The organism is Streptomyces sp. NPDC001410, from assembly GCF_042895235.1.
In the GTDB taxonomy this organism is placed as follows: Bacteria; Actinomycetota; Actinomycetes; order Streptomycetales; family Streptomycetaceae; genus Streptomyces.
The window spans coordinates 338,663-363,471 of record NZ_JBIAWE010000002.1; the positions used below are offsets into that span (position 1 = coordinate 338,663).

Consider the following 24,809-nt stretch of genomic DNA (forward strand, 5'->3'; position numbering starts at 1 on the left):
GGACGTCACACCGTGCCGAACCACGCCTCCGCGAGCGAGGGCAGCGTCTCCTCGGCTGGTACGGGCAGTTCCTTCAGGTACCAGGGGAGATCGCTGTACACGTGCAGCAGCGTGTACGCGAGCAGTTGGGGCGGCTCGAAGGTGTGGCCGTATGCCTCAGCGAGCCGCGCCAGCAGGCCTGGATCGCCGCGGGTGACGAACAGGCCGACGCCAACGAAGTCGTAGGCGCGGTCACCGATCATGGCCGGTTCGAAGTCGAAGAGCCCGGTCAGGCGCCAGCCGTCGGGATCGACGAGGAAGTGCTGCCGCATGACCTCGGTGTGCAGCAGGGCACGATGCGGGGCGCGCGGCAGGGAGACCGAGGCGAGGAAGTCCGGGATCTGCTCCAGCCAGGCGTCCGGCAGTCGCCTGGCGCGCTGCTGTGCCACGGCACCGGCGGTCTGGCGGTCCACGAAGGCGCCCCAGTCTCGGGGGCCGAGGACGTCCGCGAGGGGGTCGGGGTCGAGGGAGTGCAGCACGGCCAGGGTCTCGCCGATCTCGGTGACGAGCCGCTCGCGGTGGCTGCGCGGCACCCGGTCCCACGCTTCGGCCAGGTTCTCACCACGGAGGCGGGACATCAGGACGTACCGCCAGCCGTTCTCGTAGGCGCCGAAGCCGCGCACCCGCGGTGTCGGCACCGGCAGCCGGCCCTGGAGGTGGGTGAGGACGCGCCCTTCGGCGTCGCCGGCCCCTGCCGAGGCTCCGGGGAACAGCTTGAGGACGTGCTCGTCACCCACGGCGTAGACGGGCTGTGAGCCGTCCGGGAACCGGGTCAGCGGTGCGCCGGCCAGGCCGAGGCGGGCGCAGAGGTCCTTCAGCATGATCGGGACCGTAGGCCACCGGTTTGTGGTGAGCAACGCAATTCGACGGCCGTCGCGGGTGCCGCGAAAAATCATGAGAGGGCGTGCAACCCTCCCCCCACCTCACGTGTCGTACTTCGCATCAGGACCTCCAGGGGAGGGACCCGGGGGGGATCGCGAGGTTCTGATACGGAGGGGAAAGCCGAGGGGGCGTGCCCGGTCGACGGACCGGGCACGCCCCCTCGAAACTTCAGGGCCTCAGAAGAACACCCCGCACCGCAGCAGCACGTTCGCGTACGGCCGTGCCTCCCCGGTGCGCACCACCAGCCGCGTCCTGGCCGACAGCTCCTTCAGCCGCTCGTGCGGGACCAGCGTCAGGCCGGGGAAGTGCCCGTCCAGCAGTGCGGCCGCCACCGGATTCGCGCCCCGTAGCTCCTCCGCCGCCGTGGCCCCTTCCAGCACCAGCTCGGCCAGCAGCCCGTCCAGCACCTCGGCGAAGGACGGGACGCCGGCGCGGAAGGCGAGGTCCACCACCCGTGGACCGTCCGGTATCGGCAGGCCCGCGTCGCACACCAGGACCTCGTCGCCGTGCCCCAGTTCGGCCAGCGCACCGGCCAGGTGACGGTTGAGAATGCCCGCCTTCTTCACAGGGAGCCGACCTCCGCGGCCGTCGGGTACGACTCCTGGGCGCCCCGCTTCGTGACCGCCGCCGCACCGACGCGGGCCGCGTAGGCCGCGGCCTCGGCCAGGGTGGAGCCCGAGCCCAGCTTCCAGGCCAGGGCTGCCGTGAACGCGTCGCCCGCCCCGGTCGTGTCCACCGCGGCCACCTTCACCGAAGGCACCCGGGTCACACCGGAGGAGTCGGCCACCAGCGCCCCCTGCGCGCCCAGCGTCACCACCACCGAGCGCGGGCCCTTGGCCAGCAGCAGCCGCGCCCAATCCTCGGGCTCCTCGCTCACGCCCGGGTCGCCGAGGAGCACCCGCGCCTCGTGCTCGTTGACGATCAGCGGGTCGCACGCGGCCAGCACCTCCGTGGGCAGCGGGCGCGGCGGGGACGGGTTCAGCACGAACCGGCTGCCCTCGGCGAGGTGCCGTACGACCTCCACGACCGTCTCCAGCGGGATCTCCAGCTGCGCCGACACCACCCGCGAGGCGAGGAGGAGGCTAATGGCGGCTCGTACGTCGGCCGGGGTCAGGCGGGCGTTGGCGCCGGGGGACACCACGATGCTGTTGTCCCCGGAGGGATCGACGGTGATGAGCGCGACGCCCGTCGGCGCCCCGCCCACCAGTACGCCCACCGGGTCCACCCCGGCCGCGCGCTGCGAGTCGAGCAGCAGCCGGCCGTGGGCGTCGTCGCCGACCCGGGCCAGCAGCGCCGTACGCGCCCCGAGCCGGGCGGCCGCGACCGCCTGGTTGGCGCCCTTGCCGCCCGGGTGGACGGCGAGGTCGCCGCCGAGCACCGTCTCGCCGGCGGCCGGCCGCCGCTCGACGCCGATCACCAGGTCGGCGTTGGCCGAACCCACGACCAGGAGGTCGTAGTCGTACATGGAATTGACTCCCGTGAGAGATGACCCGTAAGAGATGACCCGACGCGAGCCCGGGAAACGGCCCGGGGCGGGCGGTCGCCACCAACCGTGCACGACCGCCCGCCCGTTCGCCGTAGCCGCTGCCTTCGTAAGCCGCGCCTTCGTCAGCCGCTGAAGCCTGCCACGTTGTCCTTCGTGACGACCTTCACCGGCACCTTCACCGTCGACTCGACCTTCTTGTCCTGCATCGCCTTCAGCGCGTTGTCCACGGCGATCCGGCCCAGCTGCGACGGCTGCTGCGCCACGGACGCGTACAGCGTGCCGCCCTCGACCGCCTTCAGGCCGTCCGGAGTTCCGTCGAAACCGACGACCTGGACGGACTTGCCGGCCTTGGAGCCCAGCGCCTTGATCGCGCCGAGGGCCATCTCGTCGTTGGCGGCGATGACGCCCTGGACGTCCGGGTGGGCCTGGAGCAGGTTCGACATCACGTCGAGGCCCTTGGTGCGGTCGAAGTCGGCGGGCTGCTGGGCCAGGACCTGGATACCGGGGTAGGCCTTCAGACCCTTGGCGAAACCTTCCGCCCGCTCGCGGGCCGCGGACGTGCCCGCCTGGCCCTGCAGGATCACGACCTTGCCCTTGCCGCCCAGCTTCTCGGCGATCGCCTTCGCGGCCAGCTCGCCGCCGGCGACGTTGTCGGAGGCCACCAGGGCGTCCACCGTGGCCTTGTTGACGCCCCGGTCGACCGCGATGACCGGGATCCGCGCCTTGTCGGCGGCCTTCACCGAGTTGCTCGCCGCGTCCGAGTCCACCGGGTTGACGATGATCGCGCCGAGGTCCGAACTGGTGAAGTTCTGCAGCTGGTTGGCCTGCTGGGAGGCGTCGTTCTGTGCGTCCGTGACAGTCAGGTCCACGCCCAGCTTCTTCGCCTCGGCCTGGGCGCCGGAGCGGATCTGCACGAAGAAGGGGTTGTTGAGCGTGGACAGCGACAGGCCCATCTTCGGGTTCGCCGAGGACGCGGAGCCGCTGTGCAGGAAGGAGGTCGCGCCGACGATCGCCACGGTGACCACGGCCGCGAGCGCGTACGTCGTCGCCTGCTTGCCCCTGCCGCCGCCCGACCCGGTGGTCACCGAGGTCGCCCCGGCCTTGCGGCGCACGGTGTCCAGCAGCACCGCCAGCGCGATGACGACACCGATGACGACCTGCTGCCAGAAGGCGGACACGTTCAGCAGGTTGAGGCCGTTGCGGAGGACCGCGAGGATCAGCGCGCCGATCAGCGTGCCGGACGCCTTGCCGGTGCCGCCCGCCAGCGAGGCGCCGCCGATGACGACCGCGGCGATCGCGTCCAGCTCGTAGCCGTCGGCTGCCTGCGGCTGCGCGGAGGACAACCGGGCGGCGAGCACGATGCCCGCGGCGGCCGCGAACACACCGGACAGCGCGTAGATCACGAGCTTCTGCTTCTTCACGCGCAGACCCGAGAGGCGGGCGGCCTCCTCGTTGCCGCCGATCGCGTACATGGAACGGCCGATGTAGGTCCGGCCGAGCACGAACGCGGCGATCAGCCCCATCACGACCATGACCAGCACCGGCACCGGCAGCCAGTCGCCGAGGGTGTCCCCGAGGTGGGAGACCGAGTCCGGGAAGGGGATCGGGACGCCCCCGGAGATCACCAGGGACAGACCGCGCGCCACCGACAGCATGGCGAGCGTCGCGATGAACGGCGGCAGCTTGCCGTAGGCGATGAGGAAGCCGCTGACCAGGCCCGCGACGACGCCCGTGGCGACGGCGAGGACGACCGCGAGGGCGACCGGCAGGCCGTGCTGCGTGGCGCTCCAGGCGAGGACGGTGGCCGACAGGGCCGCCACCGAGCCGACCGACAGGTCGATGCCCGCCGACACGATCACGAAGGTCACGCCGAACGCCAGGATCGCGGTCACGGCCGCCTGGACACCGACGTTGAGCAGGTTGTCCGTCGTCAGGAAGTCACCGGACAGCGCCGACAGGGCGATGACCAGGACGATCAGCGCGGTGAGCGCTCCGTTGTCGAGCAGGAGGCGGCGCAGGCCGCCCGGGGCGCCACCCGCGCCCGTCGTGCTCTTGAGCGTGTCAGTGGCCACCGGTGGCCTCCACTTCGGTAGTAGGGGTGCTCACGGCGAGGGACATCACCGCGTCCTGCGTGGCCTCGTCGGCGCGGAGTTCGCCCGCGATCCGGCCCTGGGCCATGACCAGCACCCGGTCGCTCATGCCGAGCACCTCGGGCAGATCGCTGGAGATCATGAGAACGGCGGCACCCTGAGCGGTGAGTTCGTTGATCAGCTGGTAGATCTCGACCTTGGCGCCGACATCGATGCCGCGCGTCGGCTCGTCGAGGATCAGCACCTTGGTGTCGGCAAGCAGCCACTTGCCGATGACGACCTTCTGCTGGTTGCCGCCGGACAGCGTCCGCACGTGCTGGCCGAGGCCCGCCATCCGCACGCCCAGCTGTCCGGCGATCCGCTCGGCGGCCGCGTGCTGCCCCTTGAGGTCGACGAGCCCGGCCCGGGTCGCCTTCCGCATGGTCACCAGGCCGAGGTTCTCCTCGACCGACGCGTCCAGCACCAGGCCCTGGCCCTTGCGGTCCTCGGGCACCAGCCCGATCCCGGCCGCCATGGCCGCGTTCACGTCGTGCCGCCGCAGCCCGGCGCCGGAGACCTTCACGGTCCCCTTGTCGTACGGGTCCGCGCCGAACACGGCCCGGACGACCTCGGTACGGCCCGCCCCGACGAGGCCCGCGATGCCGACGACCTCGCCGGCGTGCACCTCGAAGCCGACGTCGTGGAAGACGCCGTCCCGGGTCAGGCCCTCGACGGTGAGCAACGCGGCGCCCTTCTCGGGCTGTTCGCGCGGGTACTGCTGCTCGATGGAGCGGCCCACCATGAGCCGTACGAGTTCGTCCTCGGGCGTGGACGCGGGGACCTGTCCGACGCTCCTGCCGTCCCGGATGACGGTGACCCGGTCGCCGAGGGCGGCGATCTCCTCCAGGTGGTGGGTGATGAAGACGATCCCGACGCCGTCCTCGCGCAGCGAGCGCACGATCGCGAAGAGCTTCTCGACCTCCTCCGAGGTGAGCACGGCGGTCGGCTCGTCCATGATGAGCACGCGCGCGTCGAGGCTGAGCGCCTTGGCGATCTCGACCATCTGCAGGCGTGCGATACCGAGTTCGCGCACCCGCGCACGGGGGGAGACGTGCACGCCCACGCGCGCGAGGAGCACCTCGGCGTCGGCCTCCATCCGCTTGCGGTCGATCATCCCGAACCGGCGGGGCTGGCGGCCCAGGAAGATGTTCTCGGCGACCGTCAGATCGGGAACCAGGTTGAACTCCTGGTAGATGGTGGCGATCCCGAGGCGCTCGGAGTCCTGCGCACCGTGGATGCGCACCTCCTCGCCGCCGACCAGGATCCGCCCGGCGTCGGGCGTGTAGGCGCCGGAGAGCATCTTGATGAGCGTGCTCTTGCCCGCGCCGTTCTCACCGAGCAGCACGTGCACCTCGCCCCGGCGCAGGTCGAAGTCGACGCCGTCCAGCGCCACCACGCCCGGGAAGGTCTTCCGTATGCCCTCGATGCGCAGCAACTCGTCCGGGTCGCTCACGACGTGCTCCTTTGCACTGGGGAGGGGGACGGCTCCTGGGGAGCCTGCTCGCCGCACGAGCGGCGTACGACGAGACGGGCGGTGAAGGTGACGGACGCGGGGGGCCGTCCCTCGATGCGGTCCACCAGGGCCCGTACGGCGGCCCGGCCCAGCTCGCCCGTGGGCTGGGCGATCGCGGTGATCGGCGGATCGGTGTGCACGAACCACGGGATGTCGTCGAACGCGGCCAGCGCGATGTCGTCCGGGACGCGCAGCCCGCGCGCGCGGATCGCGTCCAGGGCACCGAGTGCCATCAGGTTGTCCGCGGCGAAGACGACCTCGGGCGGCTCGGGCAGGTCGAGGAAGCCCTCGGTGACCCGCCGGCCGCTCTCCGCCTGGAAGTCGCCCTGGCCCGTGTAGGCGTCCGGGAGGGGGATCCCGTACTCCGCCATGGCCTCCCGGAAGGCCTCGACGCGCTCGCTGCCGGTCGTGGTCGCCGCCGGTCCCGCGATGATCGCGAGGCGCCGGTGCCCGAGCCCGTACAGATGCGCGACGAGATCCCGTACGGCCGCGCGTCCGTCGGCCCGTACGACGGGCACGTCGACCCCGGGGATCCACCGGTCCACGAAGACCATCGGCGTCCCCGCGCGCGCAGCGTCCAGCATCAGCGGGGAGCCGCCGTCCGTGGGGGAGACGAGCAGGCCGTCGATGCGGCGGTCCAGCAGGGTCCGCACGTGGTGGTCCTGAAGGTCGGGCCGCTCGTCGGCGTTGCCGATGATCACGCTGTAGCCGAGGGCGCGGGCCTCCTCCTCGACGGAGCGGGCCAGCTCGGTGAAGTACGGGTTGAGTACGTCGCTGATGACCAGGCCGAGGGTGTGGGTCTGGTCGGTGCGCAGGGAACGGGCGACGGCGTTGGGGCGGTAGCCCAGCGCCTCGACGGCGGCCAGTACGCGTGTGCGTGCGTCCGCGCTGACCGACGGGTGCTCGTTCAGGACGCGCGACACCGTGGCGACGGAGACGCCCGCCGCGGCGGCGACGTCCTTGATGCTTGCCATCGCCGGCTTCACCTCCTCGTGGAATCGTTTACATCGACGTGTACGGAGGATTGGAATCGATTACACGGTCGTTAATCAAGCCCTCAACCACTTGCTGAGACCGGATCGTGATGTCAGACCTCGGCTGTAGCGTCGGATCATGTCCAATCTGGCGGTGGTCGAAGGGGTCCTGGAGCGGATCACGTACGCCAACGAGGAGAACGGCTACACGGTCGCCCGGGTCGACACCGGCCGCGGCGGCGGCGATCTCCTCACGGTGGTGGGCGCGCTGCTCGGCGCCCAGGTCGGCGAATCCCTCCGTATGGAAGGCCGCTGGGGCTCCCACCCCCAGTACGGCAAGCAGTTCACGGTGGAGAACTACACGACGGTCCTGCCGGCCACCGTCCAGGGCATCCGCCGCTACCTCGGATCCGGCCTGGTCAAGGGCATCGGCCCGGTCTTCGCCGACCGCATCACCCAGCACTTCGGCCTGGACACCCTCCAGATCATCGAGGAGGAGCCGAAGCGGCTGATCGAGGTCCCCGGCCTCGGCCCCAAGCGGACGAAGAAGATCGCCGACGCCTGGGAGGAACAGAAGGCGATCAAGGAGGTCATGCTCTTCCTCCAGACCGTCGAGGTCTCCACGTCCATCGCGGTGCGGATCTACAAGAAGTACGGCGACGCGTCGATCTCGGTCGTGAAGAACCAGCCGTACCGGCTGGCCGCCGACGTCTGGGGCATCGGCTTCCTCACCGCCGACAAGATCGCCCAGTCGGTGGGCATCCCGCACGACAGCCCGGAGCGGGTGAAGGCGGGCCTCCAGTACGCGCTGTCCCAGTCCGCCGACCAGGGCCACTGCTTCCTGCCGGAGGAGAGGCTGATCGCGGACGCGGTCAAGCTGCTCCAGGTCGACACCGGGCTGGTCATCGAGTGCCTCGCCGAGCTGGCCGAACCGGCGGAGGAGGGCGCGGATCCCGGGGTCGTACGCGAGAAGGTGCCCGGACCCGAAGGGGACGCGGAGCCCGTCACCGCCGTCTACCTCGTGCCCTTCCACCGCGCCGAACTCTCCCTCTCCGCCCAGCTGTTGCGCCTGCTGCGGACGCCGGAGGACCGGATGCCGGCCTTCCGGGACGTGAACTGGGCCAAGGCGCTGGGCTGGTTGAGGTCCCGCACCGGAGCCGACCTCGCCCCCGAGCAGGAGGCCGCCGTCCGGCTCGCGCTGACCGAGAAGGTCGCCGTGCTCACCGGCGGGCCCGGCTGCGGCAAGTCCTTCACGGTCCGCTCGATCGTGGAACTGGCCCGCGCCAAGCAGGCCAAGGTGCTGCTGGCCGCCCCCACCGGCCGCGCCGCCAAGCGGCTCGCCGAACTGACGGGCGCCGAGGCCTCCACGGTCCACCGGCTGCTGGAGCTGAAGCCCGGCGGCGACGCGGCCTACGACCGGGACCGCCCGCTGGATGCCGACCTGGTCGTCGTGGACGAGGCGTCCATGCTGGACCTGCTGCTCGCCAACAAGCTGGTGAAGGCGGTGCCGCCGGGGGCCCATCTGCTCTTCGTCGGTGACGTCGACCAACTGCCCAGCGTCGGTGCCGGGGAGGTGCTGCGCGACCTGCTGGCCGAGGGCGGCCCGGTCCCGGCCGTGCGGCTCACCCGGGTCTTCCGGCAGGCCCAGCAGTCCGGCGTGGTCAGCAACGCGCACCGCATCAACGCCGGGCAGCATCCGCTCACCGACGGCCTGAAGGACTTCTTCCTCTTCGTGCAGGACGACACCGAGGAGGCCGGCCGGCTCACCGTGGACGTGGCCGCCCGGCGCATTCCGGCCAGGTTCGGGCTCGACCCGCGCCGGGACGTCCAGGTGCTCGCGCCCATGCACCGCGGCCCGGCCGGCGCCGGCACCCTCAACGGCCTGCTCCAGCAGGCCATCACGCCCGGCCGGCCCGACCTGCCGGAGAAGCGGTTCGGCGGCCGGGTCTTCCGCGTCGGCGACAAGGTCACCCAGATCCGCAACAATTACGAGAAGGGCAAGAACGGCGTCTTCAACGGCACCGTGGGCGTGGTCACCTCGCTCGATCCGGTCGACCAGCGGCTGACGGTGCTGACGGACGAGGACGAGGAGGTTCCGTACGACTTCGACGAACTGGACGAACTTGCACACGCGTACGCGGTGACGATCCACCGTTCACAGGGGAGTGAATATCCGGCCGTGGTGATCCCCGTCACCACGGGAGCCTGGATGATGCTTCAGCGGAACCTCCTGTACACGGCGGTGACACGGGCGAAACGGCTGGTCGTCCTCGTCGGTTCACGCAAGGCGATCGGACAGGCGGTGCGCACGGTCTCGGCCGGACGGCGCTGTACGGCACTGGACTTCAGGCTTCAGGGCTCCTGACCGGCCTCTGAGCAGGGGCGGCGACAGCGGCGGCGGGCCGCATCGCAAAAAATGATCGATCAAACGAGTCGCAAAGGTCACAGAGCACTTCCAGATGCCGGTCGGAGGGGGCAGGATGAGCAGGTTGGCGGCACTGAGTGCCGCCAATAGGCCCAATGGTCGACCCCGAGTGCACTCTCCTGAGCCAAATGGGGGATGGTAGAGACAGTCAGGGCACCTCGAAGATGAGGCACTACGTCGGTGAGGGAAGACGTGAGCGACAACTCTGTAGTACTGCGGTACGGCGACGGCGAGTACACCTACCCGGTGGTCGACAGCACCGTCGGTGACAAGGGCTTCGACATCGGGAAGCTCCGCGCCCAGACCGGTCTGGTGACTCTGGACAGCGGTTACGGCAACACGGCCGCCTATAAATCCGCCGTCACCTACCTGGACGGCGAGGCGGGCATCCTCCGCTACCGCGGCTACCCCATCGAGCAGCTCGCCGAGCGCTCCACCTTCCTCGAGGTGGCGTACCTGCTCATCAACGGTGAGCTCCCGACGGTCGACGAGCTGAGCACGTTCAAGAACGACATCACGCGGCACACCCTGCTGCACGAGGACGTCAAGAACTTCTACAAGGGCTTCCCGCGCGACGCCCACCCGATGGCCATGCTGTCGTCGGTCGTCTCGGCGCTGTCCACCTTCTACCAGGACAGCCACAACCCGTTCGACGAGAAGCAGCGCAACCTCTCCACGATCCGCCTGCTCGCCAAGCTTCCGACGATCGCGGCGTACGCGTACAAGAAGTCGATCGGTCATCCGTTCGTCTACCCGCGCAACGACCTCGGCTACGTCGAGAACTTCCTGCGCATGACCTTCTCGGTCCCGGCGCAGGAGTACGACCTGGACCCGGTCGTCGTCTCCGCGCTCGACAAGCTGCTGATCCTGCACGCGGACCACGAGCAGAACTGCTCGACCTCCACGGTCCGTCTGGTCGGCTCCTCGCAGGCCAACATGTTCGCGTCGATCTCGGCCGGCATCTCCGCCCTGTGGGGCCCGCTGCACGGCGGCGCCAACCAGTCCGTCCTGGAGATGCTGGAGGGCATCCAGGAGGCCGGCGGCGATGTCGACACCTTCATCCGCAAGGTGAAGAACAAGGAGGACGGCGTCCGCCTGATGGGCTTCGGCCACCGGGTCTACAAGAGCTTCGACCCGCGCGCCAAGATCATCAAGGCCGCCGCGCACGACGTCCTCTCCGCTCTCGGCAAGTCCGACGAGCTGCTGGACATCGCGCTCAAGCTGGAGGAGCACGCGCTCTCCGACGACTACTTCGTGTCGCGCAGCCTCTACCCGAACGTGGACTTCTACACCGGCCTGATCTACCGCGCCATGGGCTTCCCGACCGAGATGTTCACGGTCCTGTTCGCCCTCGGCCGCCTGCCGGGCTGGATCGCCCAGTGGACCGAGATGATCAAGGAGCCCGGCTCCCGCATCGGCCGCCCGCGCCAGATCTACACGGGCGTGGTCGAGCGCGACTTCGTTCCGGTCGAGGAGCGCTGACACCTGCCGGTGGGGGCGCCGATTTGTTGGTGCCCTGCCGGTGGGCCCCGCGTTTCCCTTTATTTCGGGCGCGCCTGCCGGGTCCTGTCGGCATGGGCGCGGTGGCGCCGGGTCTGCGGCCGGGGGTCCGGGGGTTGTCCCCCGGGTCAGCACGGCCACGGGCGTGGTCGAGCGCGACTTCGTTCCGGTCGAGGAGCGCTGAACGTACTGAGTGCGAGGGTCTGCCCGTCGGGCGGGCCCTGAATCAGTGCTGAGCGGGTCGTGACGCGAGCCGCTGCTGAGCAGGAAAACAGAAGGCGCCCTGAGCCGTCAGTCCCCCCACGGGCCGACGACCAGGGCGCCTTCCCATGTCCCGGTGCGGATTCCCCCCACGGGATCCGGCCGGGCGCTCGGAGAGGACAGCGCCTGAACCGCTGTCTGAGCACAACGAGCAAAACCCGTCGTACTCCAGTGATGCGGTGCGATCTGCCGGGACAACGCACGCTGGGAGGGCCGCTCAAAGCTTCCCGGTGTGCGTGCCCCGGCAACGCATCTCTGAGGAAGTCCCCCAAGACATCCCCAGATGCCAGTCAGCGCCCCCCAAGACGCTGTTCTGACATCGCCAACTTAGACCTTCGAACCCCTTCGATGGTTACGTTCGCATCACTGTGATCTGCGTCTCTTGCATATGTCCCTTAGGTGCGCAAGAGCCCCGATACGGCGATCGAGGCCCAAGCGTAAGGAAGATGCGCGAGCCTTGTGAAGAGCTTATGTGAGGCTCGCGCCCGACTCTAGAGGGACTCTTACTTCAGCCCCACCTAACCCCCGGTAACAGTGGGGTACTTCAGCGGAACCGGCGCAGTCGCAGACTGTTGGTCACCACGAAGACCGAGGAGAAGGCCATCGCCGCCCCCGCGATCATCGGGTTCAGCAGGCCCGCGGCGGCCAGCGGCAGCGCGGCCACGTTGTAGCCGAAGGCCCACACCAGGTTGCCCTTGATCGTGGCGAGGGTGCGCCGGGAGAGCCGGATGGCGTCCGCGGCCACCCTGAGGTCCCCGCGGACCAGCGTCAGGTCGCCGGCCTCGATCGCCGCGTCCGTCCCGGTGCCCATGGCGAGCCCCAGATCGGCGGTGGCGAGCGCGGCCGCGTCGTTGACGCCGTCACCGACCATCGCCACGGCGCGTCCCTCGCGCTGCAGCCGCCGTACGACGTCCACCTTCTCCTCGGGGAGCACCTCGGCGATCACCTCGTCGATGCCCACGGTGTGCGCGACCGCCTCGGCGACCGTCCGGTTGTCCCCGGTGAGCAGCACCGGCGTGAGCCCGAGGGCGCGCAGCTCGCGCACCGCCGCGGCGCTGGTCTCCTTGACCGCGTCGGCGACGGCGAGCACTCCGCGGGCCTGTCCGTCCCAGCCGACCGCGACGGCCGTACGGCCGTCCTGCTCGGCCTGCCGCCCGGCCCGGGCCAGCTCCTCCGGGAGCGCGTCGAACAGCCGTCCCACGGCCACCTCGCGGCCTTCCACGCGGCCGCGTACGCCCCGCCCGGGGACGTTCTCGAAGTGTTCGACCCCGGGAAGCGTGCCGGCCTGCTCCTCGGCGCCCGCGGCGATCGCCCGCGCGACGGGGTGCTCGGAGGCGTGCTCCAGGGCTCCGGCGAGCCGCAGCACCTCGTTCTCGTCCTCGCCGTCGGCGACGTACACCCCCTGGAGGGTCATCCGGCCGGTGGTGACCGTGCCGGTCTTGTCCAGGACGACGGTGTCGACGCGGCGCGTGGACTCCAGCACCTCGGGGCCCTTGATGAGGATGCCGAGCTGGGCGCCCCGGCCGGTGCCGACCATCAGTGCGGTCGGCGTGGCGAGGCCGAGCGCGCAGGGGCAGGCGATGATCAGCACGGAGACGGCGGCCGTGAACGCGGCGGAGGTGTCCCCGGTGGCCGCCAGCCAGACGCCGAAGGTGCCGAGCGCGATGAGGATGACGACGGGGACGAAGACGGCGGAGATCCGGTCGGCGAGCCGCTGCACCTCGGCCTTGCCGTTCTGCGCGTCCTCGACCAGCTTCGCCATCCGGGCGAGCTGGGTGTCCGCGCCGACCCGGGTCGCCTCCACCACCAGCCGGCCGCCCGCGTTGACCGTGGCGCCGGTGACCTGGTCGCCGGGGCCGACGTCCACCGGCACCGACTCGCCGGTCAGCATGGCCGCGTCCACCGCGGAGAGGCCCTGGACGACCGTGCCGTCGGTGGCGATCTTCTCCCCGGGCCGTACGACGAACCGGTCGCCCACGGCCAGCGCGGCCACCGGCACCCGCACCTCGCGCCCGTCCCGCAGGACGGCGACGTCCTTGGCACCCAGCTCCATCAGGGCCTTCAGGGCCGCGCCCGCGCGGCGCTTGGAGCGGGCCTCCAGATAGCGGCCGAGGAGGATCAGCGCGACGACCCCGGCGGCGACCTCCAGGTAGATGGTGGAGGCGCCGTCCATCCTCGAGACGGTGAGGCGGAACTCGTCGTGCATGCCGGTCATGCCCGCGTCGCCGAAGAACAGCGCCCACAGCGACCAGCCGAACGCGGCCAGCGTGCCGACGGAGACGAGGGTGTCCATCGTGGCGGCGCCGTGCCGGGCGTTGGTCCAGGCGGCCCGGTGGAAGGGCAGGCCGCCCCAGACGACGACCGGCGCGGCGAGCGTGAGCGAGAGCCACTGCCAGTTGTCGAACTGCAGCGCGGGGATCATGGCGAGCAGGACGACGGGGGCGGCGAGCAGCACGGAGACGAGCAGGCGGTGCCTGAGGGCGGTGAGTTCCGGGTCGTGCCCGGCGGCTTCCCGGACCTCGGGTTCGGGTTCCGGCGGCGCGGGCTCCTCGGCGGTGTATCCGGTCTTCACGACGGTCGCGATCAGGTCGGCGACCTGGACGCCCTCGGCGTAGCTGACCTTCGCCTTCTCCGTCGCGTAGTTCACGGTGGCGCTCACGCCGTCCATGCGGTTGAGCTTCTTCTCCACCCGTGCGGCGCAGGAGGCGCAGGTCATCCCGCCGATGAGCAGCTCGACCTCGGACGTGCCGCCTATCTCGCTCGCTGTCTCGGTGGTGGTGCTGGTCATGTCCGGACTCCAGACATCGGACCGGACCGCGCGGAACCAGTATCAGCTGGTCGGCACGGCCCGGTCGGTGAAAGTTTTCGGGGCTCGCGCCCGGGATGCGGGGCGGGCCCGGTCACTCGGGTCGTGCGCTCAGGCCCTGCCGGCCAGCTCGAAGCCCGCCTCGTCCACGGCGGCGCGGACGGCCTCGTCGTCGAGCGGGGCCTCGGAGACGACGGTCACCTCGCCGGTCGACGCGACGGCCTTGACCGAGCTGACGCCGGGAATCTGGGAGATCTCGCTGGAGACGGAGCCCTCACAGTGGCCGCAGCTCATGCCGGTCACCTTGTAGACAGCGGTGGCGGAGCCCGAAGTGTCGGTCTGAGCGGTCATGTCGTTACTCCTCGTCGTGGCGTGTGGGGCCAGTGGGGTCCACGGGGGAGCCCCACGTTTTTCAGACTATACCCCTAGGGGGTATTTCTCCAAGAGGTGCCCCGGTGTGCCAGCGACCGCACCCAGGCGACGCCGGGCACGGCGACGAGCATCGGACCGCCGGCCGAGAACAGGGTGAACAGGTGCTCCTGCGCGGCGCTGGGCTGCGGGATGTACCCCTGTGCGAACAGCTCCGGTGCCAGGCCGGTGCCCGACAGCCGGGCCACCAGCCAGATCGCGATGCCGTGGGTGGCGTCCCACAGAGCGTGCAGCACGCAGACGCCCAGCCAGGCGCCGACGACCGGCGTGGCGAGCCGGAAGTGCCCGTTCGGGCGGCGGTGGGCCAGCAGGACGCCGCCCGCGATCGCCGTCCACAGGCCGTGCCCGAAGGGGGCGAGCACCCCGCGCAGGATCTCCGTCTCCAGCAGCGCCCTGAGGCCGACGCCGTCGGCGGAGACGGCCGCGCCGAACGCGTAACCACAACTCTCCAGAGCCGCGAAGCCGAAGCCGACCGCCGCGCCGAGCACCAGCCCGGCCCGCACCCCGCGGATGCCCGGCTGCCGGCGCAGCGCGAACACCAGCGCGCCGAGCTTGGCCGCCTCCTCGATCAGGCCGACGCCGGTGAACATGCCCAGAGAGGGGCGGAGCAGGTACGACTCCATCGGTGAGGCGCCGAGCATGCCGAGCGCGCCGCCTGCCAGGAAGCAGCCGAGGATCGCGCTGACGCCCAGGTCCCGGCCGTGCCGCTCGTACGCCCACGGCACGAAGACGACGGGGACCAGGAAACCGCCGAGCAGGATGAGGGTCGGCAGCAGTGCGGTGCTCTGCGTCGTGTACGTCACCAGCGCGGTCAGCGCCCACAGGGTGAGCCTGCCGCCCAGGCAGCGCTTCCACAGGCCGGCGCCGATGCGCGGGAACGGCGGCGGGGGCTGCTGGGGGCCGGGAATGCGGGCCCGGGGCGTACCGGGCGGCGACGAGTGGGTCACGTCGGTTCTCTGCAGCTCCTGCTGGGCGATTTATCCGCACTCTAGGCAGATGTTCCCAGGGTGCAGTCCGGGGACCGCAGCGGGGTCACGCGCCGCCGAGCCGGTCGCCCACCAGAGGCTGCAGGTAGCGGATCAGGACGTCCTTGATCTCCTGGACGTAGGCCTCCTGCTCGGCGCCCTCGTGGGCGAGGACCAGCTCCAGGCCCGCCTTGTAGATGCCGAGGCAGACGTGGGCCGTGCGCGTGACGTCGGCCGGGTCGGCCTCGGGCAGGAGGGAGCCGAGCAGGCCCTCGATGCGGCCGATCACAGTGGCGTGCAGCTGGTCGTGCGCCTCGGCGATCCTGCCGGGTACGTCGGGGCCGTGCATCAGCGCGAAGAAGACCGGGTGCTCGGTGTTGAAGGCCATGAACCGGTCGACGGCCGTGCCGATGGCCTCCTCCAGCGGGGTGGCGGGGTCGACCGGGGTCAGCACCTCGCCGTACGTCTCCTGCATCTGGTGCATGAGCCGGTCGCCCAGCTCGACGGCGAGCGCCTCCTTGTTCGGGAAGAACTGGTAGAGCGTGCCCGGCGAGACGCCCGCCTCGCGGGCGATGGCGTTGGTGCTGGCGGCGGTGTAGCCGGTGGTGCAGAAGACCCGGGCGGCGGCCTGGAGGAGCTGCGCGATACGGCGTTCACCGCGTGCCTGACGACGGCGCGGCTGCTCCTTCTCCGAGGTGTCGGACACGCGTGATCCCCAGCCCTTCAAAGGCGATTGACAAACACGAGCGGTCGCTCGCATTCTTGAGAAACGCGAGCGATCTCTCGTGTTTGCCAGTTTATGGCAATGACCGATCCATGCTGCCTGCCTGCACAGACATGGGTCAGGGTGAAGGGGACACCGCACGATGACCGAAGTCAACAAGGCGCCGATCCCGGGGGACGGACCGCCCCGCGTCGGGGGCTGGACACGTTTCGTGACCGCCCGCCCGCGCCTGTCGCTGCTGGTGGCCCTGGTGCTCACCGCGCTCGCGGTGCTGGCCGGCAGCGGCGTCGCGGACCGTCTGGGCAGCGGCGGCTGGGAGGACCCGGCCGCCGAGTCGACGTACGCGACCAAGGCACTGGAGCGCGAGTTCCCCGACTCCCAGCCCAACCTGCTGCTCCTGGTGGACTCCGGTCGCGCCTCCGTGGACGACCCGGCGGTCGCCGCCCAGGCCCGCGACCTGGCCGAGCGGCTGGCCACCGAGCAGGGCGTGACCGGCGTCGGCTCCTACTGGCAGTCGAAATCCCCCGCCCTGCGTGCCGAGGACGGTCACGAGGCGCTCATCGCCGCCCGCATCACCGGCGACGAGAACGCGATGGGCAAGACCCTGGACCGCATAGCGCCCCACTACCGGGGCACGCACGGCCCGGTCCAGGTGAAGGTCGGCGGCATCGTCGCGGTGCGGCACGAGATGCAGACGATCATCAAGGAGGACCTCACCCGCGCCGAGATGATCGCCCTGCCCATCACCCTGGTCCTGCTGGTGATGGTCTTCGGCAGCGCGATCGCGGCCCTGCTGCCGCTGGGTATCGGCATCGTCGCCATCCTCGGCACGAACGCGGTGCTGCGCGGCCTGACGTCCTTCACCGACGTCTCCGTCTTCGCGCTGAACCTCACCACAGCCCTCGGCCTCGGCCTCGCCATCGACTACGCCCTGTTCATCGTCCGCCGCTACCGCGAGGAACTCTCCACCGGAGCCGACCCGTTGACCGCCGTGGGCACGACCCTGCGCACGGCCGGCCGCACGGTCCTGTTCTCCGCCCTCACCGTCGCGGTCTCCCTGGCCGCCATGATGGTCTTCCCGCAGTACTTCCTGCGGTCCTTCGCCTACGCCGGCATCGCCGTGGTCCTGCTCGCCGCCGCGGCCGCGCTGATCCTGCTCCCGGCCGCCCTGCTCCTGCTCGGCCACCGGGTCAACGCCCTCGACCTGCGCCGCCTCTTCCGCCGCGGCCGCGAGCCGAAGGCCGCCGGCACCGAAGGAACTGCCTGGGCCCGGGCCGCCACGCTCGTGATGCGCCGTGCCCCGCTCTTCGCGCTCGGCACGACCGCCCTGCTGGTGCTCCTCGGACTGCCCTTCCTGGGCGTGAAGTTCGGCACCGCCGACGACCGCCAGCTGCCCTCGGGCGCCGAGTCGCACGTGGTGCAGCAGCACATCCGGGACGGCTTCCCGGGCACCCCCGGCGGCGGCCTGGAGATCCTCGCCGAGGGCAAGGCCACCGAGACCCAGTACGCGGACTACAAGCAGCGGGTGGCCGCCCTGCCCGAGGTGGTCCGCGTCGACGGCCCGCTGGTCAAGGGCGACACGGCCTACTTCACGGTGCAGCCGAAGGGCGAGGCCGTCGACAGCGCCGCCCAGAGCCTGGTCGGCGACCTGCGCTCGCTCAAGGCCCCCTTCGACACCAAGGTGACCGGCACGGCGGCCGTCCTGGTCGACTCCAAGCACGCGATAGGTGAACACCTGCCCTGGGCGGGCGCGTTCATCGCGATCGTCACCCTGCTGCTGGTCTTCCTGCTCACCGGGAGCGTGCTGATACCCCTGCAGGCGGTGGTGCTCAACGCGCTCAGCCTGACGGCGATGTTCGGCGCGGTGGTCTGGGTGTTCCAGGACGGCCACCTCTCCGGAGCGCTCGGCTTCACCAGTCCCGGCTCGATCGAGACCACCCTGCCCGTCCTGATGTTCTGCGTGGCCTTCGGCCTCTCCATGGACTACGGCGTGTTCCTGCTCTCCCGCATCAAGGAGGAGTACGAGCGCACCGGCGACCACAACGAGGCGGTCCGCCACGGGCTGCAGCGCACCGGCGGGCTCATCACCGCGGCGGCGGTCATCCTCGCGGTGGTGATGGTCGCCATCGGCACCTCCCGGGTCACCAACACCAAGATGCTGGGCCTCGGCATCGCCCTCGCGGTGCTGATGGACGCGATGGTCGTCCGCAGCCTCCTGGTCCCGGCGATCATGCGGCTCACGGGCCGCGCCACATGGTGGGCCCCGGCCCCCCTGCGCCGCTTCCACCAGCGGTTCGGACTCAGCGAGGGGGAACCGGCCGTGCCGGCGCAGGAGGAGAAGGAGCCGGCAGGGGTGTGAGGCCCGTGGCTTCCGTGGCAGGGTGACGCGCATGAGAGCCGTGGTGTTCGACCAGTACGGGGAGCCCGCTGAGGTGCGGGAGGTGCCGGACCCGCAGCCCGCCGAGCACGGGGTGGTGGTGCGGGTCGAGGCGACCGGGCTGTGCCGCAGCGACTGGCACGGCTGGATGGGACACGACCCGGACATCACGCTCCCGCACGTACCGGGGCACGAACTCGCCGGTGTCGTGGAGACCGTGGGCGCCCGGGTCACCGGCTGGCGGCCCGGCGACCGGGTCACCGTGCCGTTCGTCTGCGCCTGCGGCAGCTGCCCGTCCTGCGCGGCCGGCGACCAGCAGGTGTGCGAGCGCCAGACCCAGCCCGGCTTCCACCACTGGGGCTCCTTCGCCCAGTACGTGGCCCTCGACCATGCCGATGTGAACCTGGTCGCGATCCCGGACGGGATGGCGTACGCCACGGCCGCCGCCCTCGGCTGCCGCTTCGCCACCGCCTTCCGCGCGGTGGTGCAGCAGGGCCGGGTGGCGGCGGGGGAGTGGGTCGCGGTGCACGGCTGCGGCGGGGTCGGGCTGTCGGCGGTGATGATCGCCGCGGCCTCGGGAGCGCGGGTGGTCGCCGTCGACGTGTCGCCCCGGGCCCTGGACCTGGCGCGGAAGTTCGGGGCGGCCGAGTGCGTGGACGCGACCGGCGTGCCCGGCACCGCGGCCGCCGTCCGGGAGCTGACCGGCGGTGGCGCCCATCTGTCCCTCGACGCCCTCGGCTCGCCCGCCACCTGCGCGGCCTCCGTCGACTCCCTGCGCCGCCGCGGCCGGCACGTCCAGGTGGGCCTGCTGCCCTCACCGGACGGCACCACCCCCGTCCCACTGGCCCGCGCCATCGCCCTGGAGCTCGAACTCCTCGGCAGCCACGGCATGGCCGCCCACGCCTATCCGGGCATGCTGGAGCTGGTCGGGTCCGGGGTGCTGCGCCCGGACCTGCTCATCACGCGAACGATCGCGCTCGACGCGGTCCCCGAGGCCCTGGCGGCGATGGGGACGGCGCCGGGCGCGGGCGTGACGGTCATCGAGCCGTGGAGCTGAGCGCCGCCCACTCACGGTCCAGGATCGACATGATCACCTCGTCGGTCCACTCGCCGTCCTGCCGCTGTATCTCCCGCCGAACCCCCTCGACCACGAACCCGACCTTCTCGTAGACGTGCAGGGCCCGGCGGTTGTGGGCATAGGCGCCCAACTCGATCCGGTGCAGGCCGAGTTCCCCGAAGCCATGGGCGACGATCAGCCGGGTCGCCTCGGTGCCGATGCCGCGGCCGCGGCCCCGGGGACCGATCAGCGTGCGGAAGGTGCAGCTGCGGGCGGCCGGGTCGTACTCGTGCAGGACGACCTCGCCGAGGACTTCGCCGGTCGCGGGGTCGGTGACGGCCAGGTCGAGACGGTCGGGGGCGGTGGCCCGGGAGCCGTACCAGGACCGCACCCGCTCCGGGGTCAGGTCGGTGGACGGATCGTAGGTGAAGCGGAGTACCTCGGGGTCTTCCATGATCTTCCACATCACCTCGGCGTCGGCCTCGGTGAAGGGACGCAGGACGGTCTTGTGGCCGGTCAGGACGGGTTTGATGGAGAAACTCATGAGGCGACTGTGCCCCACGAGGCAGGTGGGGCACAGGTGATTTTTCCGGCAGGCGAGGTCCGGGTCAGTCCACTCTTCGGCCCCGGTTGCCCGGCCGGGAAGCGACCCAGGCGCGGACGGTGTCGGCGTACCAGTAGGGCTTGCCGCCCTCCACGTGGTCGGGCGGAGGCAGCAGGCCGTGCTTGCGGTAGGACCGTACGGTGTCCGGCTGCACCCGGATGTGCGCCGCGATCTCCTTGTAGGACCAGAGCCCTCGGTCGGTCATGAGTTGCACCTCCCTGCGCGCGCCGCGGCGGCGGCCGGGGACGGCCGTCGGGGGAGCCGGGCGCTGCGCTGGCGATCACCAAGCCTGTGTCCGGTGAACGACGCAGAGTGACCGCGAGAAAGCGGCTGTTGGCCGGGTGTGACCGAGAACCCGCAGAGGCGCGACATGTGTGACAGGAACGGGGTGTTTGTGACACGCCCGCAGCAAAAGGTGTGCGCCGACGTGATCGCCGGGCCGGGCCGACGCCCGCGCACGGGAGGGCGGACCGGGGCTCGCTGCGTCGAGTCCCGGTCCGCCGGCTTCCCGCACCTCCGACGGCTCCTCGCTCCCGGCCGGGCTGCCGGATCCCCCGTGTCCAACAGCCGAGCCGCCGACGGCCTCGCTTCCCCCGGGAATCGACCGGCCGGACGATCAGCGTGCCCCTACCGGTTGCCGCGGGTATTGGAAAAAACCGCACCCCGGCCGGGTGCGAGAACCAGGCTCGTCGCCTCGCCCGCCATCCGGTCCGGCACCGAGCGCGCCGCCGGCAGGCGGCGGGCCGCGAGGAACTCGCCGGGCGTGCAGCCCGTCATCGCCTTGAACTCGCCGCTCAGGTGCGCCTGGTCATAGAACCCGCACAGGGCCGCCGTCTCCGCCGGCCCGCGCCCCGCCGCCAGCAGCCGCTTCGCCCACTGCAGCCGGAGCACCCGGGCCGCAGCCTTCGGACCGAGGCCGATCTGCTCACGGAAGCGGTTCTCCAACTGCCGCACGCTCCAGCCGACTTCCTCGGCCAGCCGGGGGACCGGGATCGCACCCCGGCTGTGCCGCAGCAGCGACCAGGCACGCACCACCCGCGCGGAGCCGGGAACGCCCGCCCGGGACCACCGCAGCAACACCTCGTCCAGCAGGGCGAACCGCTCGGACCAGCCGGGCAACGCGGCGAGAGCGGCGGCCAGTTCACCCACACCGGTACCCAGTGGATGGGGCAACTCGTCCGGATCCAGGGACCGGTTGGCCAGTTCGTGCTGGGGCGTGCCGAACAGCGTGAACGCGGCCCATGGCGCGAGCAGAACCTCGATGCCGGAGAGCCGCCCCGCGTGTTCGCCGAGGGCCGGTGTGGTGGTCAGCCCGTTGACTACGGAGACCAGGGTCGCCGGGGTCCGCCCGGCCCGCGAGATACGCACCGGTTCCTCGAAGCCGAGCAACAGCGTGGCCGCCCCGATCGGCGTCTCCAGCCGCCGCCGCGGCCGGTCGAGGGCCATGCGTATCCCGCGATAACTGATCACACCGGGCCGCAACGCCGGATGGGGCTGTGCGGGAACGACCTCCCACGAGACCCCGTCCGCCATGCGCCCTCCTGCACTGAGCCGAAGGGCACTCATGCTACGAGCGGCAAGCACAACCCCCTAGGGGCGCGGGGCTGTCTCGATATGCGGCTCCGCCGCGTGGGCGCGACAAGCCACGCACGACCTGCACACGCACATTCGCAGAACCCGGCACCCCCGTAGGCACTCTCAGGCCCCGCACGACCGAAGAAACGCCCGAGTCCGCCGAGCGATCGGCAGCGGAGCGTCCGGCGCGCACGAGTACATGTCCTGCTCGACGATCCCGAACAGTTCCACCCCCAGCCTTTGCGCGGCCTCCAGCACCGGCCCCAGCGCAGGCACCCCGGAGGGCGGCTCACACATCACGCCCTGGGCGACCGCGGGCCCGAACGGCGTCCCCTTCGCCCGCACGTCGGCCAGGATCTCCGGATCGACCTGCTTCAGATGCAGGTACCCGATCCGCTCGCCGTACGTCTCGATCAGCTTGACGCTGTCCCCGCCGCAGTACGCGTAGTGCCCGGTGTCCAGGCACAGCGACACCAGGTCGGAGTCGGTGCCGTCGAGGAAGCGGGTGACGTTCTCCTCGCTGTCGATGTGGGTGTCGGCGTGCGGGTGGACCACGATCGACAGGCCGCACCGCTCCCGCACCTCGTGTCCGAGTCGCTCGGTCAGAGAGGTGAGATTCCGCCACTGTTCGGGGGTCAGCGTGTCGGGCTCCAGCACCTCGCCGGTCTTGTCGTCCCGCCAGAAGGACGGGATGACGACCAGGTGGCGGGCGCCCATGGCCTGGGTGAGGGCGGCGATGTCGGAGACGTGCGACCAGGTCTTGTCCCAGACCGCCGCGCCGTGGTGCAGGCCGGTGAAGACCGTGCCGGCCGACACCTTCAGGCCACGCCGGGCGGTCTCCTCGGCGAGCACCGCCGGGTCGGTCGGCAGATAGCCGTAGGGGCCCAGCTCGATCCACTCGTAGCCCGAGTCGGCGACCTCGTCGAGGAAGCGCTGCCAGGGGACCTGCCGCGGGTCGTCCGGGAACCAGACGCCCCAGGAGTCGGGCGCCGATCCGATCCGGATACGGGAAAGTGAGGAGGGTGACAACGACGTCATGGCCGTCAGCGTGCGGGGCGGTGGAAAGCGGTGTCAAGGTCTGGTCCGAATGTCTGGACAAAACATTGACAGGGCTCGGCGGACAGGACTAGAAAGCCGGGGAGAGCCGTGACGAAGGGAAGCCGATGGCGTACGACCTGATCACCATGGGGCGGATCGGAGTGGACCTCTACCCGCTGCAAACCGGTGTCCCGCTCGCCCAGGTGTCGTCCTTCGGCAAGTTCCTCGGCGGGTCGGCGACGAACGTGGCGGTGGCCGCGGCCAGGCTCGGCCGGCGGACCGCCGTGATCACCCGCACGGGCGACGACCCGTTCGGCGCCTATCTGCACGAGGCCCTGCGCGGCTTCGGCGTCGACGACCGCTGGGTCACCCCGGTGCCCGGACTGCCCACGCCGGTCACCTTCTGCGAGGTCTTCCCGCCGGACGACTTCCCGCTCTACTTCTACCGGCAGCCCAAGGCGCCGGACCTGGAGATCGACGCCCACGAGCTGGACCTGGACGCGATCCGCGAGGCACGCGTCTTCTGGGTCACCGGCACCGGCCTGAGCGAGGAGCCCAGCCGTACGGCGACCCTCGCGGCCCTCGCCCACCGCGCGAAGTCGGGCCCGACGGTCTTCGACCTCGACTGGCGGCCCATGTTCTGGAACGACCCGGCATCCGCCCGCCCCTTCTACGCCGAGGCGCTGGGCCACACCACCGTGGCCGTCGGCAACCTGGACGAGGTGGAGGTCGCCACCGGCGTGCGCGAGCCCCACGCCGCGGCCCGCGCACTGCTGGACGCCGGGGTCGAGGTCGCCGTGGTCAAGCAGGGACCCAAGGGCGTCCTCGCCGTCAACAGCAAGGGCGAGTCCGCCGAGGTCCCGCCGCTCCCCGTCAACGTCCTCAACGGACTCGGCGCCGGTGACGCCTTCGGCGGCTCCCTCTGCAACGGCCTGCTGGAAGGCTGGGACCTGGAGACGATCATGCGACACGCCAACGCGGCCGGCGCCATCGTGGCCTCCCGCCTGGAGTGCTCCTCCGCGATGCCCACCCCCGACGAGGTGGCCGCCGCGCTCGAGGCCGGAGCGGTCCTGTGAGGGCGGGCAGGGTGGCAGGCACCCACCACGAGGGCGGGGACGGCAGCCGGTCGCCGCGCGTCGACGTCGCCGAGCTGGTCCACACCCGTACCCACCACCCCGAGGCGATCGCCGAGGCCGCCGCCCGGCGGGCGCGCAGGCCCCTCCTCAACGAGCACGGCCGGCTGATGATCGTCGCCGCCGACCACCCGGCCCGCGGCGCACTCGGCGTCGGCGACCGGGGGCTCGCCATGGCCAACCGCGCCGACCTGCTGGAACGCCTGTGCATCGCGCTGTCCCGGCCCGGCGTCGACGGCGTCCTCGCCACCGCCGACATCCTGGACGACCTGCTTCTGCTCGGCGCCCTCGACCACAAGGTCGTCATGGGCTCGATGAACCGCGGCGGCCTGCAGGGCGCCAGCTTCGAGCTGGACGACCGCTTCACCGGGCACCGGCCCGAGGACATCCAGCGCCTCGGCTTCGACGCCGGCAAGCTGCTGCTGCGCATCGACTACGACGACCCGGGCTCCCTGACCACCCTGGAGTCCACCGCCCGCGCCGTCGACGCGATGGCCGCGCTCCGGCTCCCGGTCTTCGTGGAGCCGTTCATCAGCCAACGCGGCCCCGACGGACGGCTCCGCAACGACCTGAGCGCCGAGGCGGTCACCAAGTCCATCGCCATCGCGTCGGGCCTCGGCGGCTCCTCGGCCTACACCTGGCTGAAGGTGCCGGTCACCGAGAACCCCGACGACATGGCCCGGGTCATGGAGACCTCGACCCTGCCGGCCGTGCTGCTCGGCGGCGACATCGGCGACTCGCCCGAGGAGCAGGTGGCCGCGTACGAGAAGTGGCGCGGCGCGCTGCAACTGCCCACCGTGCGCGGCCTGGTGGTCGGCCGCTCGCTGCTGTATCCGGCGGACGGCGACGTGGCCGCCGCCGTGGACACCGCCGTAGGACTGCTGTGAGGGCC

The 24,809-nt window shown here is 71.2% G+C and carries 20 protein-coding genes; 6 read left to right on the forward strand and 14 right to left on the reverse strand.

Annotation, left to right across the window (positions count from 1 at the left end):
* Positions 1-5 precede the first annotated feature (5 nt).
* From ACFY3C_RS05055 to ACFY3C_RS05080, 6 genes are all read right to left on the reverse strand, one after another.
* Entirely contained in the window at positions 6-860 is an 855-nt protein-coding gene (locus tag ACFY3C_RS05055; RefSeq protein ID WP_390769732.1) for a phosphotransferase family protein, read from the reverse strand.
* 237 nt (positions 861-1,097) lie between these two features.
* Positions 1,098-1,487: a D-ribose pyranase gene (gene rbsD / locus ACFY3C_RS05060; protein WP_390769733.1), complete on the reverse strand. Its 390-nt coding sequence runs from the start codon at positions 1,485-1,487 to the stop codon at positions 1,098-1,100.
* A complete protein-coding gene (locus ACFY3C_RS05065) occupies positions 1,484-2,386 on the reverse strand; it encodes a ribokinase (protein WP_386581118.1) in 903 nt (300 codons plus the stop codon). The genes rbsD and ACFY3C_RS05065 overlap by 4 nt, the downstream gene beginning before the upstream one ends.
* A 143-nt stretch (positions 2,387-2,529) precedes the next feature.
* Positions 2,530-4,479 (reverse strand): substrate-binding domain-containing protein, encoded by a 1,950-nt coding sequence (locus tag ACFY3C_RS05070; RefSeq protein ID WP_390769734.1) that lies wholly within the window; start codon positions 4,477-4,479, stop codon positions 2,530-2,532.
* Positions 4,469-5,989, reverse strand: coding sequence for a sugar ABC transporter ATP-binding protein (locus ACFY3C_RS05075; protein WP_390769735.1), 1,521 nt, complete (start codon positions 5,987-5,989; stop codon positions 4,469-4,471). The genes ACFY3C_RS05070 and ACFY3C_RS05075 overlap by 11 nt, the downstream gene beginning before the upstream one ends.
* On the reverse strand, positions 5,986-7,023 hold the full coding sequence (locus ACFY3C_RS05080) for a LacI family DNA-binding transcriptional regulator (protein WP_390769736.1): 1,038 nt from the start codon (positions 7,021-7,023) through the stop codon (positions 5,986-5,988). The genes ACFY3C_RS05075 and ACFY3C_RS05080 overlap by 4 nt, the downstream gene beginning before the upstream one ends.
* 139 nt (positions 7,024-7,162) lie before the next feature.
* Between ACFY3C_RS05080 and ACFY3C_RS05085 the strand changes: the two genes are divergently transcribed.
* On the forward strand, positions 7,163-9,388 hold the full coding sequence (locus ACFY3C_RS05085) for an ATP-dependent RecD-like DNA helicase (RefSeq protein WP_390769737.1): 2,226 nt from the start codon (positions 7,163-7,165) through the stop codon (positions 9,386-9,388).
* Positions 9,389-9,640: 252 nt separating this feature from the next.
* A complete protein-coding gene (locus tag ACFY3C_RS05090; protein ID WP_386581123.1) occupies positions 9,641-10,930 on the forward strand; it encodes a citrate synthase in 1,290 nt (429 codons plus the stop codon).
* An 823-nt stretch (positions 10,931-11,753) separates the two neighbouring features.
* On the opposite strand, the gene ACFY3C_RS05095 is transcribed toward ACFY3C_RS05090, so the two are convergent.
* The 4 genes from ACFY3C_RS05095 to ACFY3C_RS05110 form a co-directional block, all read right to left on the reverse strand.
* Positions 11,754-13,997 carry a heavy metal translocating P-type ATPase gene (locus tag ACFY3C_RS05095; protein ID WP_390769738.1) on the reverse strand — a complete coding sequence of 748 codons (2,244 nt, stop codon included), beginning with the start codon at positions 13,995-13,997 and terminating at the stop codon, positions 11,754-11,756.
* A gap of 129 nt (positions 13,998-14,126) precedes the next feature.
* Positions 14,127-14,366, reverse strand: a complete 240-nt coding sequence (locus ACFY3C_RS05100; protein ID WP_390769739.1) for a heavy-metal-associated domain-containing protein — start codon at positions 14,364-14,366, stop codon at positions 14,127-14,129.
* 74 nt (positions 14,367-14,440) lie between these two features.
* Positions 14,441-15,391, reverse strand: a complete 951-nt coding sequence (locus tag ACFY3C_RS05105) for a PrsW family intramembrane metalloprotease (protein ID WP_390769740.1) — start codon at positions 15,389-15,391, stop codon at positions 14,441-14,443.
* Between the two features lie 85 nt (positions 15,392-15,476).
* Positions 15,477-16,115 carry a TetR/AcrR family transcriptional regulator gene (locus ACFY3C_RS05110; protein WP_386581129.1) on the reverse strand — a complete coding sequence of 213 codons (639 nt, stop codon included), beginning with the start codon at positions 16,113-16,115 and terminating at the stop codon, positions 15,477-15,479.
* Between the two features lie 160 nt (positions 16,116-16,275).
* On the opposite strand from ACFY3C_RS05110, the gene ACFY3C_RS05115 reads away from it, so the two are divergent.
* Both ACFY3C_RS05115 and ACFY3C_RS05120 read left to right on the forward strand, forming a co-directional pair.
* A complete protein-coding gene (locus ACFY3C_RS05115) occupies positions 16,276-18,492 on the forward strand; it encodes an MMPL family transporter (protein WP_390769741.1) in 2,217 nt (738 codons plus the stop codon).
* A 31-nt stretch (positions 18,493-18,523) separates the two neighbouring features.
* On the forward strand, positions 18,524-19,567 hold the full coding sequence (locus tag ACFY3C_RS05120) for a zinc-dependent alcohol dehydrogenase family protein (RefSeq protein ID WP_386581131.1): 1,044 nt from the start codon (positions 18,524-18,526) through the stop codon (positions 19,565-19,567).
* On the opposite strand, the gene ACFY3C_RS05125 is transcribed toward ACFY3C_RS05120, so the two are convergent.
* From ACFY3C_RS05125 to ACFY3C_RS05140, 4 genes are all read right to left on the reverse strand, one after another.
* On the reverse strand, positions 19,548-20,111 hold the full coding sequence (locus ACFY3C_RS05125; protein ID WP_386581133.1) for a GNAT family N-acetyltransferase: 564 nt from the start codon (positions 20,109-20,111) through the stop codon (positions 19,548-19,550). The genes ACFY3C_RS05120 and ACFY3C_RS05125 overlap by 20 nt on opposite strands.
* A 64-nt stretch (positions 20,112-20,175) precedes the next feature.
* Positions 20,176-20,376, reverse strand: a complete 201-nt coding sequence (locus tag ACFY3C_RS05130) for a helix-turn-helix transcriptional regulator (protein WP_390769742.1) — start codon at positions 20,374-20,376, stop codon at positions 20,176-20,178.
* Positions 20,377-20,798: 422 nt separating this feature from the next.
* A complete protein-coding gene (locus ACFY3C_RS05135) occupies positions 20,799-21,704 on the reverse strand; it encodes a helix-turn-helix domain-containing protein (RefSeq protein ID WP_390769743.1) in 906 nt (301 codons plus the stop codon).
* A gap of 165 nt (positions 21,705-21,869) precedes the next feature.
* Positions 21,870-22,784, reverse strand: coding sequence for a sugar phosphate isomerase/epimerase family protein (locus ACFY3C_RS05140; RefSeq protein WP_390769744.1), 915 nt, complete (start codon positions 22,782-22,784; stop codon positions 21,870-21,872).
* Between the two features lie 125 nt (positions 22,785-22,909).
* Here ACFY3C_RS05140 and iolC point away from each other — a divergent pair, with 125 nt between their 5' ends.
* On the forward strand, positions 22,910-23,860 hold the full coding sequence (iolC, locus tag ACFY3C_RS05145) for a 5-dehydro-2-deoxygluconokinase (RefSeq protein ID WP_386581139.1): 951 nt from the start codon (positions 22,910-22,912) through the stop codon (positions 23,858-23,860).
* 11 nt (positions 23,861-23,871) lie between these two features.
* Entirely contained in the window at positions 23,872-24,804 is a 933-nt protein-coding gene (locus tag ACFY3C_RS05150) for a deoxyribose-phosphate aldolase (protein WP_386581142.1), read from the forward strand.
* Positions 24,805-24,809: the final 5 nt, after the last annotated feature.